At 41.7% G+C, this 15,776-nt stretch carries 13 protein-coding genes; 9 read left to right on the forward strand and 4 right to left on the reverse strand.

Annotated features, from left to right (window positions below; translation table 11 throughout):
- The 4 genes from ACFSQ3_RS10205 (at position 1) to ACFSQ3_RS10220 (ending at position 6,269) form a co-directional block, all read left to right on the forward strand.
- Positions 1 to 1,227 carry a hypothetical protein gene (locus ACFSQ3_RS10205; RefSeq protein ID WP_380869444.1) on the forward strand — a complete coding sequence of 409 codons (1,227 nt, stop codon included), beginning with the start codon at positions 1 to 3 and terminating at the stop codon, positions 1,225 to 1,227.
- Positions 1,228 to 1,307: 80 nt separating this feature from the next.
- Positions 1,308 to 3,716 (forward strand): TonB-dependent receptor, encoded by a 2,409-nt coding sequence (locus ACFSQ3_RS10210; RefSeq protein ID WP_380869445.1) that lies wholly within the window; start codon positions 1,308 to 1,310, stop codon positions 3,714 to 3,716.
- 13 nt (positions 3,717 to 3,729) lie between these two features.
- Complete coding sequence (locus ACFSQ3_RS10215) at positions 3,730 to 4,962, forward strand: hypothetical protein (RefSeq protein ID WP_380869446.1); 1,233 nt, start codon at positions 3,730 to 3,732, stop codon at positions 4,960 to 4,962.
- A gap of 164 nt (positions 4,963 to 5,126) precedes the next feature.
- A complete protein-coding gene (locus ACFSQ3_RS10220) occupies positions 5,127 to 6,269 on the forward strand; it encodes a PepSY-associated TM helix domain-containing protein (protein WP_380869447.1) in 1,143 nt (380 codons plus the stop codon).
- Here the strand turns inward: ACFSQ3_RS10220 and ACFSQ3_RS10225 are convergent.
- Both ACFSQ3_RS10225 and ACFSQ3_RS10230 read right to left on the reverse strand, forming a co-directional pair.
- A complete protein-coding gene (locus ACFSQ3_RS10225; protein WP_380869448.1) occupies positions 6,266 to 7,738 on the reverse strand; it encodes a magnesium chelatase in 1,473 nt (490 codons plus the stop codon). The two genes, ACFSQ3_RS10220 and ACFSQ3_RS10225, sit on opposite strands and share 4 nt — an antisense overlap.
- A 41-nt stretch (positions 7,739 to 7,779) precedes the next feature.
- Positions 7,780 to 8,898, reverse strand: coding sequence for a vWA domain-containing protein (locus ACFSQ3_RS10230; protein ID WP_380869449.1), 1,119 nt, complete (start codon positions 8,896 to 8,898; stop codon positions 7,780 to 7,782).
- A 157-nt stretch (positions 8,899 to 9,055) separates the two neighbouring features.
- Here ACFSQ3_RS10230 and ACFSQ3_RS10235 point away from each other — a divergent pair, with 157 nt between their 5' ends.
- Positions 9,056 to 9,397, forward strand: a complete 342-nt coding sequence (locus ACFSQ3_RS10235; protein ID WP_380869450.1) for a hypothetical protein — start codon at positions 9,056 to 9,058, stop codon at positions 9,395 to 9,397.
- A 6-nt stretch (positions 9,398 to 9,403) separates the two neighbouring features.
- Positions 9,404 to 10,114, forward strand: a complete 711-nt coding sequence (locus ACFSQ3_RS10240) for a DsbA family oxidoreductase (protein ID WP_380869451.1) — start codon at positions 9,404 to 9,406, stop codon at positions 10,112 to 10,114.
- A gap of 152 nt (positions 10,115 to 10,266) precedes the next feature.
- Here the strand turns inward: ACFSQ3_RS10240 and ACFSQ3_RS10245 are convergent, their stop codons facing one another.
- The gene (locus ACFSQ3_RS10245) at positions 10,267 to 11,970 is read right to left on the reverse strand and encodes a hypothetical protein (RefSeq protein ID WP_380869452.1); all 1,704 of its coding nucleotides are present in this window, start codon (positions 11,968 to 11,970) and stop codon (positions 10,267 to 10,269) included.
- A 103-nt stretch (positions 11,971 to 12,073) separates the two neighbouring features.
- Positions 12,074 to 12,262, reverse strand: coding sequence for a hypothetical protein (locus tag ACFSQ3_RS10250; RefSeq protein ID WP_380869453.1), 189 nt, complete (start codon positions 12,260 to 12,262; stop codon positions 12,074 to 12,076).
- Positions 12,263 to 12,874: 612 nt separating this feature from the next.
- Between ACFSQ3_RS10250 and gloA2 the strand changes: the two genes are divergently transcribed.
- The 3 genes from gloA2 to ACFSQ3_RS10265 all read left to right on the forward strand — a co-directional run bounded on the left by gloA2 (position 12,875) and on the right by ACFSQ3_RS10265 (position 15,754).
- Positions 12,875 to 13,261, forward strand: a complete 387-nt coding sequence (gene gloA2 / locus ACFSQ3_RS10255) for an SMU1112c/YaeR family gloxylase I-like metalloprotein (RefSeq protein ID WP_380869454.1) — start codon at positions 12,875 to 12,877, stop codon at positions 13,259 to 13,261.
- Positions 13,262 to 13,575: 314 nt separating this feature from the next.
- Positions 13,576 to 14,661 (forward strand): glycosyltransferase family 4 protein, encoded by a 1,086-nt coding sequence (locus tag ACFSQ3_RS10260; RefSeq protein ID WP_380869455.1) that lies wholly within the window; start codon positions 13,576 to 13,578, stop codon positions 14,659 to 14,661.
- Positions 14,651 to 15,754, forward strand: a complete 1,104-nt coding sequence (locus ACFSQ3_RS10265; RefSeq protein ID WP_380869456.1) for a glycosyltransferase — start codon at positions 14,651 to 14,653, stop codon at positions 15,752 to 15,754. The genes ACFSQ3_RS10260 and ACFSQ3_RS10265 overlap by 11 nt, the downstream gene beginning before the upstream one ends.
- Positions 15,755 to 15,776 lie beyond the last annotated feature (22 nt).

A 15,776-nucleotide genomic window follows, 5' to 3' on the forward strand; every position in this document is an offset into this window, starting at 1 on the left:
ATGCAATCCTTCTCGCGGTTTTTCTTCTTATTGTTCTGCGCAATCTCCATCCTATCATGCTGGAATGCTTGCCAAACTAAAAAGAAAACTGACGAACAATCTATACCCAACGAACTCGATTTCGATCCTGCTTATTCGCTTTTTGTGAGTAAGAATAGCGTTAACCACTTTCTTTTCGTGGACAGCACATGGAACAAAGTTGCCGCTATTCCACCTCCGAATGCATCGTTCAATCGAGAGTTCATTATCCATAAAAAGCATTATTACGAAGTGAATGCCGATAATGATTATTTCATCAAATATCGGATCGGAAAAAGCAAATTGGAAGCAGTCGATTCCATTAAACTCGTTAACGATAATATTGAGCAATTTCATTGGAAAAATGGTTCAGACACGCTCCTACTTTGCAACGTAAAACATGGCTACAGAGAAATTTGTCATTTCTACGAGATTGACACCAAAAATTTTAAGCTGATCCGAGAAGCAATCGTTCCGATTCCATCCGCGGTTCGCGAATTCAATATTTTAAGCATCGGTTTGATGCGATACCAAGCAGATAAAATCTGGCTAGCGTATACGTACAGCAAAATGATTCGTGGTACGGATTATACGACCATTGATACCATGTTTTACGCAACGCTTGATTATCAAAACTTAAAAAATTTAGGAACCGAAACAGACGGCCGATCGACATATCCCGGCGGTATCAATACGATTCAAACGTACAGTGGAACGGCAGAAAACGGCGATTTCTATTTCACAAGCAGTCCCGGAATTGCAGCAGGGAACGCTATTGAACTTCCGTCTTCCATCTTTCGAAAAAAGCAAAACGAAACGACCGTGGACAGTTCGTATATGATTAACATTTCCGAGCAAATCAAAAACCACGCATACGGGTTTTGGTATTTAGGAAAGGATAAAGCAATCGTCCGCAGCGAACAATCCGACAAGTTTACGGATTTCGCCAACCACCACGCCGTTTATCAGTTTGACTATTTCTTAACCGATCTGACATCCGGAAAAATGGAACGTTTGGATTTGCCTTTGGACAAAGGAACGCGCAAAGAAAACGTCATTCAAGTTAATCAGGATCTTTACATCGCCATTGACGACGATGAAGATCGACACACAGTTTGGAAATACAACTTGCCTACCAAGAGTGTATCAAAACACCTAACTCCAAAATTCCCAATCGATTACATCCTTCGTTTGGATCGATTAAAATAATTCTTCACTTTTTCTGTATTCCGACCTTCGGTTAAATGCTGCATAAGCTACATTCTTATGTGTCATTAATCTAAATAAATATGTGTGGTCTGAAATGGAGACTTAGTCTTCTGCTGCTCGTAGCAATTACCACGATCTACGCGCAGGAAAATGGAGTGAAAGGATTGGTAAAATCCAAAAATAATCTGGGATTAGAGGGCGTAACACTCCGTGTAGTAGGCCACGAATTAGAAAATACGCAAACCGATGCGAACGGAGCATTTTTGCTAAAAGGATTTGCTCCCGGCGAATACACGGTCGAAACTTCTTTAATGGGTTTTAAAAAGCAACAAAAGAAAGTTCGTATTACGCAGAACGCTACATCAACCTTGAATTTTACGCTTGAAGAGACCGATGCCAATATTGAGCAGGTGGAAGTGAGCGGGCAAACAAAAACCAAAGAAATCATGCAATCGGGTTTGAATGTCAATATCATTGAAACCAAACAATATGCGAATAGCAATACCGATATCAACCAAATCCTGAACCGCAGTACGGGCGTAAAAGTCCGCGAGCAAGGTGGATTGGGATCGAATTATACATTCTCTATTAATGGCATGTCGGGCAATCACATTAAATTTTTCATTGATGGCGTGCCTATTGAGGCGTACGGAAGTGGTATGTCTTTCAATAATATTCCGGTTAACATTGTCGAACGCATAGAAGTATATAAAGGTGTTATTCCGGCGCATTTGACATCCGATGCTTTGGGCGGCGCCGTCAATATCATCACAAAGTGGGATCGTCGGAAATCCATCGATGCCAGCTACAGCTTCGGATCATTTAATACGCATCGTGCAGCGTTGAGCGCCAGCATGACTGATCCTAAAAAAGGTTTTCACTTTAATGTAAACTCATTCTTCAACTATTCGGACAATGATTATCGCATGTATACCAATCCGGAAGCGCGTGTATATCTTGAGGTAGTGAATAAGGATAATCCGAATCAGTTCGACATTATTCCTTCAGCCAAACGCTTTCACGATGCATACCGCTCAAACATGACGCAGGTGGAAGCCGGGTTATCTGGAAAAAGCTGGGCAGATGTATTTGTATTGGGATTAACATATAATTCAACCTACAACGAAGTGCAAACCGGAGCAACACAACAGAAAGTGTATGGACACGTGACAGAAACCAGCAGAAGTTTAGTTCCTAGTTTACGCTATCGCAAAGAAAACTTATTTACCGAAGGGCTTTCAGCAACGATCTTTGCCAATTTCGCAAACGATAAATCGATCATAACCGATACCAGTTCGTACCGAGGATATCGTTGGGACGGTCGTCCGGAAGCGTACTACGCGGAGGCAGGAGAAATCAACCTGACCAAATCTATTCAGCATTTCAATAACTACAATAGCTTGGTGCAAAGTAATTTCAATTATCAAATCAATCCAAGTCAATTCATCAATCTAACACACTCCTTCACGAACAATTACCGCAAGCGGTATAACGAAATCGATCCATATAATCATAGTTTTCAAGAAAACAACACCGTTAGTCGGCACGTACTTGGATTAAATTACACGCATGATTTTTTCGATCGCAAATGGCGTAATCAAGTGTTCTCGAAATACTACAATTTCGGCGGACGCGTAGGAAATCCGGATGGCGGCAACACGCGCCAATCCAAAAGCTACATGGGATACGGATTATCATCCAGCTATTTGTTCAAAAATGGATTGGGCGTCAAAGGATCATTCGAGCGGGCTTACCGACTTCCGACCATGATCGAATTGTTTGGTAACGGCGTGGATGTTTACGCAAATCCGGGATTAACACCAGAACGTAGCGACAACTACAATTTGGGTGTTTTTTACAATGGTACATTCGAGGAAAAACATCGCTTATATGCAACCGCGGGTGTTTTCTATCGCAATGCAGAAAACTATATTCACCGCACGCCACCGGGAGTCGTTTCCGGATCGTCCGAAAACTTTAGCCAATATTATAACTATGGCGGAATAAAAGTGGAAGGTGCAGAAATGGAGTTCACTTATTCGTATGGTGATTTACTTAAGCTAACCGTAAATGGTAGTTACGAGAGCGCCGTGGATCGCGAACGTTTTGTGCGCGGAACAGATCGCATTAAAATTACTTATGGCAACCGTTTACCGGACAAACCCTGGCTATATGGAAATACCGATTTCATCATCGGCAAGAATGACATACTGGGAAAAGGCACGCGTCTAGAATTGAATTGGTTTATGCAATACGTTGATGAATATTCGACCACTTGGTCGAAATTGGGCGACCGTAGCACGAACTATTACATTCCTACGCAATGGATCCAAAATGCCGGCATCACCTACTCCATCAAAAATGGCTTATACAACTTCACTTTGGAAGGCCGTAACCTTACCGACCGCATTGCTTACGATAATTCTAAGCTGCAAAAACCTGGTCGCTTTATCTCCATGAAATTTCGTTACAACTTAAATATTTACTAATTAATAATTTGATATGATCAATTTAGGACACACCAAAAAAAGTGTTTGGGCGATAGCGCTTGCCTTCGTAGCGCTGAGTTTCTCCGTAACTTCCTGTAAAGACGACGGTCCTTCGTCGCCGGATGACGTGGAAGATCCAGAATTTGCTGTTATCGTCGGTACCGATAACGGTCGTTATATGTTGCCAATCGCTGACCTGATGAGCGGCGTTATTTCTCCCGTAGGAAAAGGAACGAATGTATCTGAAATCCTAACATGGGAAGAAAACTTGATACAAAAAGGGCGCGATATGTACCATGTCGATCCGAATTCCAACAAATTTGGGAAATACCGTTTCGAAGATGGCGTATTGAAAACCATTAAGGAAATTCCTTTCTCGCAGTTACCGAGCTTATATCTAGGTTGGCACACTTGGCTGAGCGAAACGGAAGTAATGTTTGGCGCACGTTCCAATAATTTTTATGCTATCGTAGATGTAGAAAAAATGGAAGTGACTAAAAGCGGTGAGTTCGATAAAACGGGTGTTCCTGCAAACCATACTCGTCGTGTATTTTCTGTTATTCCGCAAGGCAATAAGTTGTTCATAGGATACGGCTTGTACAATGAAGCGACCAAAGTGCATTACGACAAAACCTACACCGGAACGATTGATTATCCAACCTTGACGAACTTCCAAGTTACCGGAGAGGATGAGCGCTCTGCTCCACTTGGAACCCTTCGTAATTCTTATTTCAGCACGTTTAAAGAAAGTGGATATACTTACATTTTGACCATACCAATGCCGGTATTGGGCGGTGGCAAAGAAAAGCTGCCAACCGCAATTTATCGTGTAAAAGATGGCGAATCCAAGTTAGATCCGAATTATTTCTTTAACATCAGCGCACAACGCGGCGGAGATAACCAATTAGGCGTTTCCTACATCGGAAATGGGAAAGCGATGCTGATCAGCGCGCATGACACAAAAACCAACATCAAAGAATTCAACGATTGGTGGTACGCGGCCATGTGGGAATACTTAATTGTGGATATAAACACACAACAAGTAGTTAAGAAACTAGATTTTCCATTGGTGGGTAACTCTAGATCAGGCGTTGTACATAATGGCAAAGCATACATTGCGGTGAATGATCCGAAAGCGGACGGCGTATACGTTTGGGAATACGACTCAAGTACGGATAAGTTGACTCGCGGTGCGCGTATTGACGGCGCGGACGGTGACACACCGATGCTTTATCGCTTAAAATAATTCCCTACATCTACCAAATATCTTCCTCCACGCGACGTGGCAGGAAGATATTTTTTTGACCAATTATCACGAAGAGATATTGTCGATATGAAATATTCATGTTCAACAGAACACAAACACACATGAATATTCCATATGGCCACTGAGAAGATAATTATATACATATGAACAAAGTATTACTCAAAATTAACGCGTGGTTGCACCTTTGGCTGGGCTTGATTTCCGGAATCGTTGTTGTTATTCTTTCCTTAACCGGATGCGCATTGATTTTCGAAGAAGAAATTAAATATTCTTGGTTGTACAGTGCATCGCCGGACAGCACCGACCAAACTGAACTGCTTGCGCCAAGCGTTGTTTACAACAAGATTAAGGCAGATCATCCTGAAAAGGAAATCGAAAGTTTTTGGTATTATGGGCATGGGAAACCTATAAAAATTGGCATTGATCATGGCGAAAGATTAATGTATGTCAATCCTTACAATGCAAAGATTATTGCTGAAGTGGATCATGAAGATTTTTTCCACTTTATGGATGAAGGACATCGCCATTTATGGCTTCCGACGGAGATCGGACGTCCAATTACGGGTTGGGGAACCCTGATGTTTTTCATTATTTCATTATCTGGATTGATCTTGTGGTGGCCAAAGCGATGGAATAAACGCATGGTGAAACAGAGCTTCACCATCAATTGGAAAACAAAATGGAAACGCATTAATTATGATCTCCATAACGTATTGGGATTTTACTCGCTAATTCTCGCGGTTGTCATGGCATTCACTGCCATGATGATGTCGTTTCCTTGGTTGCGCAAATCCATCATTGAAATGGCGGGCGGCTATCCGCGTTCCCCAAAGAAAACGGAAATGAAAAACGAAGAATTGGATCGTCCGAAAGTGGATGCTTTGATGGTGGCTGATTCGATTTGGCTTCAGGTGCGTACACAAATCGCGCTTCATAACAAAGATGCCGTCATTGTTCACATTCCCGAAGAAGATGAGGATGTAGTATATGCTTGTACGGATATGCACGCCGGGAGCTGGCGAGATTTGAAGTTCGATCGCTATACGATGCAGTTGCTTCCTTCCTCGCAGAAACCGATTGGCGAAGCGAAAACAGCAGAATGGATTTCGCGATCCAATTTCGGTTTACATACCGGATATATAGGTGGGCTGACCACCAAAACTTTATATTTCGTGGCCAGCCTAATTTGTGCAACGCTTCCAATCACCGGTTTTTACGTTTGGTGGTACAAACGGAAGAAGAAACCTGTTAAAAAAGCGAAGAAGAAGTTGCAGCTTGCAACCTAAATCTTATCCCGAAGATAACCTTGAAAATTATCCTCAAACTGAGAGCCATTGCCTGAGCGATATTTACTCAACTTGCTGTGCAACGTTAATCCCCAAAGCACAAACTCCAACAAAAAGTAAACATCTTCGGGCTTGGTATCCGGTTGATATTGATCCAGCAAATCGCGCAACGGCTTCACCTGATCCAACTGCGATTTGTAATCGGCATCTTTGGCATCATCCGATAAATGAATGCCATCTTCCTCCGAAAACCAACGAACAATATCATCGTACGGATAGCGCTGATTATCCTTCTGCAATTTTTCTACTTTTGGAAACAGCGAATTGAAAACTGTTTTAACAGCGCTTTCCAGCAATTGGATCGCCACGCTGGCCGCTCCCTCCTGCTCGCCTTCATAAACCAATTCCACCTTTCCCGTGATGGCAGGAATAATTCCCATGAAATCACTCAAACGAATCGCTGTTTCGCTGTCGCCGTTTCGCAAAATCCTCAATTCTGCAGCACTTAACAGATTCTGAAAGGCCGTGATTCCCATACGAGCGCTTACACCGCTCTTCGCATCGATGAACTCACTTTCGCGCGCTTCGAAACTAATTTGTTCCAAAAGGTCGAGCGCCAATTCCGGCACGTAAATTTGTTCTTTTTGTGCTGTTTCTAAACCCGCTTCTTGCGCGGTAATCTTTTTAGCAGTGGCTACAGAAGTTGGATAATGCGTGAGAATTTGCGAGCCAATACGATCTTTCAACGGCGTTACGATGCTACCACGATTGGTATAATCTTCGGGGTTTGCGGTGAATATAAACTGAATATCTAACGGTAAACGTAGTTTGAAACCACGAATCTGAATATCACCTTCTTGCAAAATATTGAACAGCGCAACTTGAATTCTCGCCTGCAAATCCGGCAATTCATTGATGACGAAAATGCAACGATTCGCGCGCGGAATCATACCGAAGTGAATGACACGATCGTCCGCATAATTCAGTTTCAAATTAGCTGCTTTAATCGGATCGACATCACCAATTAGGTCAGCCACCGTAACATCCGGCGTAGCTAACTTTTCCGCAAAACGTTCGCTGCGATGCAACCAAGTTATTGGCGTTTGATCGCCCTGCGTTTCGATTTGCTCTTGCGCGTAGCGCGAAATCGGCGCAAAGGGATCATCGTTGATTTCTGATCCGGCAACAACCGGAATATATTCATCCAAAAGGTTCACCATCAAGCGCGCCAAACGTGTTTTGGCTTGTCCACGCAAACCCAATAAGTTAATGTTGTGCTTCGATAAAATTGCGCGTTCCAACTCGGGAATGACTGTATCTTCATAACCGTGTACGCCTTCAAAAACGGTTTCACCTTGTCGGATTTTCTGCATCAGATTTCCTCGTAATTCCTCTTTGATGGATTTCGTTTGGTAACCTGCCGCTTTCAGTGCTCCGAATGTTTGTATCTCTGTATAATTTAATGACATGCTTCTTGTTTTTCTAAATTGTTCTTGATGTAGATTGCGGATTAGCGAATACGTTTCTTGCGATTATCCTCGTAATCACTGAATATCATTTCGCCCAAATCGCCTAATCCGGTATAATAAGCTTTCCCTTTATTGGATGCCGTAAATTCGTCTACAAATTCTTGTAAATAAGGATCAGATGTGATCATAAAAGTCGTAATCGGGATTCCCAACTTGCGCGCTTGCGCAGCCATGCTGTAACATTTGCTGGTGATCATCGGATCCAATCCCATCGGATTTTTATAATATGTTCCGTCGGGCATATTCAAGCAACTTGGCTTTCCGTCGGTAATCATAAAAATCTGCTTATTCGCGTGTCGTTTCCTCCGTAAAATATCCAACGCCAACTGAACGCCAGCTACCGTATTGGTATGAAACGGCCCAACTTGCAGGTAAGGTAAATCCTTAATAGCGATCGGCCACGCATCATTACCAAAAACGATCACATCCAAAGAATCTTTCGGATAGCGTGTCAATATCAATTCCGAAAGCGCCATCGCCACTTTCTTCGCTGGTGTAATACGATCTTCGCCGTACAAAATCATGCTGTGGCTGATATCAATCATCAGGACTGTACTCATCTGCGATTTAAACTGCGTATCCTCCACCACCAAATCATTCTCCGACAAATTAAACTCGCCAATACCGTGATTCACCTGCGCATTTTTCAGACTTTCCGTCATGGAAATCTTGTCCAAGTTGTCCCCATATTGATAAGCGCGAAGATCGCCTGTGCTTTCGTCGCTTTGTCCGCTGTATTTGGTTTTATGATTGCCAGAAACGCCCTTGCGCATCTTCCCGAAGATTTGTTCCAACGCATTCTGCCGAAGTGCTTTCTCCATTTTGGAAGTTATCCCAACTCCACTCCCACCGAAATCTGGACGTTCCTGAATGTAGCCTTTGTTCTTTAAGTCCTCGATAAAGTCGTCAACGGTATATTCCGGCGTGGTTAGCTTAAACTCTTTATCGAGCTGTCGCAACCAATCAATCGCTTCGTCGAAATCGCCCGAAGTATGCGTAATGAGTTCCTTGAAGATTTCGAAAAGCTTATCAAACGGTGTCTGAAAAGGCGCTTCGTACTGTTTGAACACAAATCCATTATTTCTCTTCCGATTTGTCATACCTAAATTTACGACATAATAATCTAGTTTCTCGCATACCACTCCTACAATATGACGTTACCGTGAGAACCTCGCCGGCGACACATCCTACATTCTTTCTACATTTGTTTATCCGATAAAACGCTTCAGATAGCTTATTGGCAGAATGAATAATAACATGGAAAACAAGACGAAAAGTACGCAAACAGTGAAGCTGAAATCGTATCTACCGGTGGCTTGGGAATACCGCGAAATCATCGAAGAATTGATCGCCAAGCAGGCTAGCGGAAAAATTTTCTACTTTGATGCTGATGACCGATTGCAAGAAACTGGGAAGGTAAGATTGGTGAAGCTCGAAGGTGATGAAGGTGCCGGTTTGTTCGTACGAACCGATGGTGATATATCTGTTCGAATTGATCGGATTATAACGGTTTTTGGTAAGCTCGGTGCTGCGTACGATGAATATAATGCATTTAGTGTTTGTGGAATGGGATGCGATCCAGATAATAACGATCAATAGCAAATTATGAAAATAGAAATTTGGAGCGATGTGATGTGTCCGTTTTGCTACATAGGGAAACGGAATCTGGAATCCGCATTGGAGAATTTTGATCAGAAAGACGATTTAGAAATTATTTGGAAAAGCTTTCAGTTAGATCCAAATATGCCGGAAACGCCACAAGGTAGCCAAGCAGAATATCTGTCGAAAAACAAAGGTTTGCCGATCCAACAGGTCGAAGGCATGATGGCCAACGTTACCGAATATGCTAAACAAATTGGTTTGGATTTTAATTTGAAAGATGCTGTGATGGTGAATTCTTTCCGCGCGCATCGATTTATTCAAATCGCTAAGGAACGTGGTTTGGGCGACGAAGCCGAAGAATTATTATTCCGAGCGTATTTCACAGAAGGTAAAAACATCGCAGATGAGCAAATTCTAAAGGAAATTGCGACAGAAATCGGATTGAGCGAAGCGGATGTGCAAACCGCCTTACAAGATGATCATTATGCTTATCAAGTAAAACAAGATATTCAGCAAGCGCAACATTTAGGTGTTCGCGGCGTACCATTTTTTGTTTTCGACAATAAATATGCTATTTCTGGCGCGCAACCTGTGGAGCAATTCTCCCAAACCTTGGACAAAGCGTTTTCGGCATGGAAATCAGAAGCAAAGCCGAAGTTTCATGTAAGCGAAGGCGATAGTTGTTCGGTAGAAAATCCGCGGGGTTGTATTTAAAATTCTTACGACATTTAATTTGATTTGAAATCAAGGTATATGCCGAATCAGGATATAAACATTTAGAAAATTGTAACATGACGCCCAAAAAATGCCAAGCAAATTTGGATTTTTGCTTGGCATCTCATTAGTTTGCTATTGGTTTTACGTCACTAAGGAGTTCGAATGTCTGCGACACAGCGAATTACCTTACTACGAGAGTAAAATGCTAGGTTATTGTTGCTTTGCGATATACGTGGGTGATCAGCCTCAAAAAAGAGTGCCCTTAGGTTGTTTCCTTGACCCCAACTGGTATGATAAAATCCCATTGCTCCCCTAGATACAATGGAAGTAGGTTCGTAGTTACTAAAAGCACTCCCCGATACATTGAAATACCCTTGAGCTGGTAATATAACTTGAACACTCGCATTACGCTTACTGGTCATTACTTTTGAAGAAGTGTAGTTGGAAGATGAGGAACTTCTATTCACATTCGTACTTACTGTCCCATCGATTAATAATTGCGCTTCGCGCATTGTTGGGATTCTATAGTTTAATGGACAAGGATCTAAGTACGTCTTTATTGGATCAATTTCGGTTCCACCGTTCCACGACGTACGGGATGGATTATTTCTTACCCAAATACTACGTGTCACATTATTTGCGGTTCCTGCAGCGACTGGAGTGTTTCCTCTACCCCATTGATAATAATATCCTAAATCGTTAACCCCGATAGCTGTCGGTGGTTCTGTTCTTTGAAGTACTGCATCCACGTTCGAATTTGCCCAAATAACGCCATTGATACGCGATACCTGAACTCCGTTGTAAGTGATCACGGAATCCGTAGGTATTACGGTAAACCTTAAATTGTAACGTACGCCTGGAGTCATTCGTAATCCGGTAATCGTTGGTAATGCAGGCCCTCCTGATTCCGGCAGAGTCAACGGTCCAATTGTAATGGAATTAATGTTATAGGTAGCGGCGGTCGTTGAAGCGGTATTTATGATAGTAGAATATCCAAGCGTATCTTGGGTATTGCCAGTCTCGGTGAAGGTTAATGAGGATGCAGTCTCTTGTCCGGATCTTGTGATTGTGCCAGATTGTAATGCAATAGAGGCAGTCGGACTATGCGGCCTAAACGATCCGTCTACACTCGTTACCTTATATCCCGTTCCTTGCGAATCGAAGATGGCAGTGACTTGGCTAAATCTATGTGTAAGTACGACATTTAAACGAGTGGCGTTTGCACCAGTACCTGCTGGAACAAAAAGTTGCCGATTGAAAAACATGAAGTCGGTATTTCCATCAACATCGACCTTCGCAGCTGCTAAAGTTCCGGTTGTACCATTATATGTCAAATTAGGAGGATCTGTTTGTGTATTAATCGAATAGGCAATAAAAGTATAGTTCCCTGACGGCAAAGCTATATTATTAGCTTGAGATTCTTGACCTCTCGTATACACTCGATTTTCAACAAGTGTTCCGGATTGATTGAAAACTGCCACTCGGTAACGAACTAAGTTTGGCAGCGTTGAGGTGATTAATGCTGCTTTCGATTTGTCTTTTAGCCTTATTTGTGCATCGTCAGAATTATTCAATAATTCATCCGCTGGTGATAGGTTTGCAACCAATAGCATTCCATTTCCAATATCTACTGTCTGCTCTTGTTCGTTAGTTTCAAATGTTGTCCCGTTGCGATAGGGCCCAGCAGCTCGCGCACTCAAATCTAACTCCTTCTCGAAAGTTACACCTTCGAATGATATTTCAACAATTCCTTCCCCATCTTGTCCGTCCATTCCGGCTTCGAGTTTATTACATGATTGGAATGTACACAATGAGCCAAGTAATATGGTTAATAACAATAATTTCCTTTTCATTTTATATTGATTAGTGCTAACCTTGTAAATCCACGTATGGAATTCACTCCAGCGACGTTAAAACATTATATAACAATTTTTCTCTCACCGAGGTAAAAGTAAATTACCAAAGTAATTCCTGCGAAACCGTACCTTCGTCATTCCACTCATCCTGAACTTGGTTATTTCCATCCACTGGCGTTACCGCAGCCGGACTTGCGGCTGCAATACTGTGCTCTACTTGAATAAAATGCAACTGACAGGTAGGCGTTTCGTATTCCAATTCACCGAATTTTACAGAACAATCTTTCATAATCGACATTTTAATAAATTTTAAAAGTTAATTAGTTTGATGGCCTAAAATGACCAAATATTTCAAGCTCATCGCATCAAATTTTCTGCCTGTAATTATAATTTATATCGCGAATATTTTTACATGTAGTTTCATAGCTACAAGTGTGACAGAATTAATACTACCTACTTAGAAATTTTAGTTGGGGATATAGTGGCTTCAGCTTCATAGACAATACAAACGTAGATAGCGTTACTATCATAATTCGTATTTGGCAGGCGTTCGACGTTATTTCTCAGACCTTTCAGCATATAACTTTCTTCTTTTTTCTCGAAAACACTAACAGCAGGAAGTACAACCTTATAAAGCCGGAGAGGAAGCTTACCAATGCTTCCAGTTTAGAATTCAATCCTACAGCAGAAAAAACAAATAAATAGCCGAATACTGCTATTGGGAGGAGAGCAACGAGATAAAAAACCATTTTTTATCATTACACGTCATTGGGCTGCACATGATTTATAGTGTATTGAATATCAAATACTTTAAAAGTATTTCTTAGTCGTGAAACGATATCGGTTTGAAACAAACCATTTATCACTATTTTAGCTATTCAAGAAAAAACATTTTCGCCACATGGAAATACTCGGGCTTCATCATATAGCTATCATTTGCTCCAATTATGACACTTCGAAACAATTCTATACAGAAATATTAGGTTTTAAAATCGAGCAAGAAATCTATCGTTCGGAACGCGATTCGTACAAGCTTGATTTAAGCCTTAACGGCAATTACTTAATTGAATTATTTTCTTTCCCAAATCCGCCGACTCGACCCAGCAGACCGGAATCGACGGGATTAAGGCATATCGCTTTTGCTGTCGCGAACATTCAGGAATCCGTGGATTATTTGTCCAGCAAAAATATTATTTGCGAAGATATTCGGATCGATGAAACAACGGGTAAAAGGTTCACATTCTTTAATGATCCCGATGATTTGCCAATCGAGATCTATGAAGCTTAATTTGATTTGAGCGCTTATCAATGAACCTTCCCCTTTCTAAAACTTACGGAAAGAGTCAATTTCCTTAAGACTTTAGGCCCTATTTTTGAAAAATTGGAAGATCATCTTTGGGTGATTTTCAAAAAAATATCCCTATTCCGTATATGGGATTTATTCCTAGCAGTGCACATTTTACGTGTTTTACTCACTAAAACTACGCGAATAATTTTCACGACGCCAATTGGCACCTGCTTTGACTAACGTATAACGCACTACTTACGATACGCTTTGGACGCGTACCACTGGAAACGCATTACATCTCTAAACGTACGACTATGAAGATCGGAATAATAGCCCATCTAAAACACCCTATCCGCAAACCATTTATGGGCGGCTTGGAAGCATTTACTTACGATATCACAAACTTGTTAGCTAAAAGAGGACACGATGTTACGTTGTTTGCCAGTGAACATTCTGACCCTAATCTTCCTCTCCGATCGATCATGAGCGATTCAGATTACGATCGGGAAACATTCAGTCGTTTTCGTTCGCACGAACTTTCTGAAGATTTCATATCTACTCATCACGCATATTTGGAATTGATGCAAGATATCGACAATGAAGGTTTCGACATCATTTTCAACAATAGTTTGAACTATGTACCAATCACTATGTCATCCATTGTGCAAACACCGATGGTAACCGTGCTACATACACCACCAATTTTTGAGATGAAACGCGCAATCAGTAAGATAAAATCGTACACAAACATGAAGTACGTTTCTGTATCCGCTTCTAATGCTAAGTCGTGGCAGCCTTATTTACCAAGCTGTGAAGTGATAAACAATGGAATCGATTTGAAGCGTTGGAACTTCCAAAAGGAGAATGATCGCGATTACGTTCTGTGGTTCGGCAGAATACATCCAGATAAAGGTACCCATCATGCTATTGAAGGTGCACTTAAAGCTGGCAAGCGTATAAAAATAGCTGGCTCGGTAGCAGACAGGCATTATTTCGAAACATACGTTCAACCGTTATCTTGTGATCGGGTCGAATTTTTGGATCTATGCACACATGCACAGCTTAACGAACTGATTGGAAATGCCGAAGTTAGTATCATTACGCCATGCTGGGATGAGCCTTTTGGGTTGGTTGTAGCGGAAAGCTTGGCGTGCGGTACGCCTATTGCCGGATTTTCGCGTGGAGCACTTCCCTATATTATCACAGAAAAAACGGGATGCCTTACCTCTTCGATGAATAGCGAAGAGTTGGCCCAATGCATCTTAAGTGCTTCGAAGTTATCGAGGAAAGATTGTCGCGAATCCGCCGAGCATAGTCTTGGCATGGAAAAAATGGTAGCGTCTTACGAAGACTTATTTCATCGTGTCATTGATAAAAGTTATCTTCCGCATGCCATATAATTATTGCTTCTATATTCATCATCACGGTGCAGGGCACCTCATGCGCGCGGTCGCCATTGCGAATAAAATGCCTGAACATCAAATCACATTTATAGGTAGCGATTTGATGCGGCATGCAAATGCTATTCCTGATTACGTAGATTGCATACATCTTCCTATGGATACACCGACGAAACAAGATAGCTATGCAAAATCTGAATCGAAATCATTCCTACACTATACTCCGCTAAACGTACATGGACTGTTAGAGCGAAATGGTTTGATGATCGATTTTTTTCGTCGAAATCCACAAACGATAATTATTGTGGACGTATCTTCAGAAGTTACGCTATTGGCAAGATTGTGCGGAATTCCGAGCGTCGTAATTCGTCAACATGGAAATCGCACAGATCCGGCACACGCATTGGCTTACGAAAGTGCAGATTTAATCATAGCTCCATTTTCGCAGGAAATGGATACGCCAGTCAATCATCCGTTTTGGAATAAAACGTTGTATGCAGGTGGATTTTCCAGATATACCGATTGCAAAGCGACTTTGGATTGGGAAGCAAAGGATATTGGCATCCTGATTGGTGAAGGAGGATCTCCTATTAACTCCTCATTTGTGCATCATTTGCGTAAAGAGTTGCCCAAAGAAGTAAAACTACATGTAGTGGGAAAAGTAGAACCTTCGACCAGCTCCTTGGACAATCAAACACATGTTTTTTATCATGGAAGAGTTGATAATCCGCAAGAAGCCTTACGAACTTGCAGTCGTGTTATTTGCAACGCAGGACATAATACCATTATGGAACTGGCCGATTTGCGAAAGAAGATTATATGTATTCCTGCTGAACGACCTTTCAACGAGCAGACCGACAAGGCGTTTCAATTAGAACGACTGGGATGCGCTGTGACGGTATTAGAACAACATATGTATACCGTAGACTGGAATGCATGTTTGAATTATGCGGATTGTATCGATCTTGACCGATTACAAAAATTGACAAGTTCCAACGCCATAAGCAACATAAAAAAAGGGCTGGAATCATTGAGTGAAAAACATTTCGTCCACTCGACGGACAAAGTGACGTCTTATGAACAATATAGCTAAAAACATTACCTTACTTACACTA

The organism is Sphingobacterium corticis, from assembly GCF_042684745.1.
In the GTDB taxonomy this organism is placed as follows: Bacteria; Bacteroidota; Bacteroidia; order Sphingobacteriales; family Sphingobacteriaceae; genus Sphingobacterium; species Sphingobacterium corticis.

What these genes read in the sequence shown, in the direction of transcription:
- ACFSQ3_RS10225 (WP_380869448.1), bottom strand. Translation starts at nt 7,738, where the DNA reads ATGTCATTAAATTATACAGAGATACAAACATTCGGAGCACTGAAAGCG.
- ACFSQ3_RS10265 (WP_380869456.1), top strand. Translation starts at nt 14,651, where the DNA reads ATGCCATATAATTATTGCTTCTATATTCATCATCACGGTGCAGGGCAC.
- ACFSQ3_RS10245 (WP_380869452.1), bottom strand. Translation starts at nt 11,970, where the DNA reads ATGAAAAGGAAATTATTGTTATTAACCATATTACTTGGCTCATTGTGT.
- ACFSQ3_RS10210 (WP_380869445.1), top strand. Translation starts at nt 1,308, where the DNA reads ATGTGTGGTCTGAAATGGAGACTTAGTCTTCTGCTGCTCGTAGCAATT.
- ACFSQ3_RS10240 (WP_380869451.1), top strand. Translation starts at nt 9,404, where the DNA reads ATGAAAATAGAAATTTGGAGCGATGTGATGTGTCCGTTTTGCTACATA.
- ACFSQ3_RS10205 (WP_380869444.1), top strand. Translation starts at nt 1, where the DNA reads ATGCAATCCTTCTCGCGGTTTTTCTTCTTATTGTTCTGCGCAATCTCC.
- ACFSQ3_RS10220 (WP_380869447.1), top strand. Translation starts at nt 5,127, where the DNA reads ATGAACAAAGTATTACTCAAAATTAACGCGTGGTTGCACCTTTGGCTG.
- ACFSQ3_RS10215 (WP_380869446.1), top strand. Translation starts at nt 3,730, where the DNA reads ATGATCAATTTAGGACACACCAAAAAAAGTGTTTGGGCGATAGCGCTT.
- ACFSQ3_RS10260 (WP_380869455.1), top strand. Translation starts at nt 13,576, where the DNA reads ATGAAGATCGGAATAATAGCCCATCTAAAACACCCTATCCGCAAACCA.
- ACFSQ3_RS10230 (WP_380869449.1), bottom strand. Translation starts at nt 8,898, where the DNA reads ATGACAAATCGGAAGAGAAATAATGGATTTGTGTTCAAACAGTACGAA.
- gloA2 (WP_380869454.1), top strand. Translation starts at nt 12,875, where the DNA reads ATGGAAATACTCGGGCTTCATCATATAGCTATCATTTGCTCCAATTAT.
- ACFSQ3_RS10250 (WP_380869453.1), bottom strand. Translation starts at nt 12,262, where the DNA reads ATGAAAGATTGTTCTGTAAAATTCGGTGAATTGGAATACGAAACGCCT.
- ACFSQ3_RS10235 (WP_380869450.1), top strand. Translation starts at nt 9,056, where the DNA reads ATGGAAAACAAGACGAAAAGTACGCAAACAGTGAAGCTGAAATCGTAT.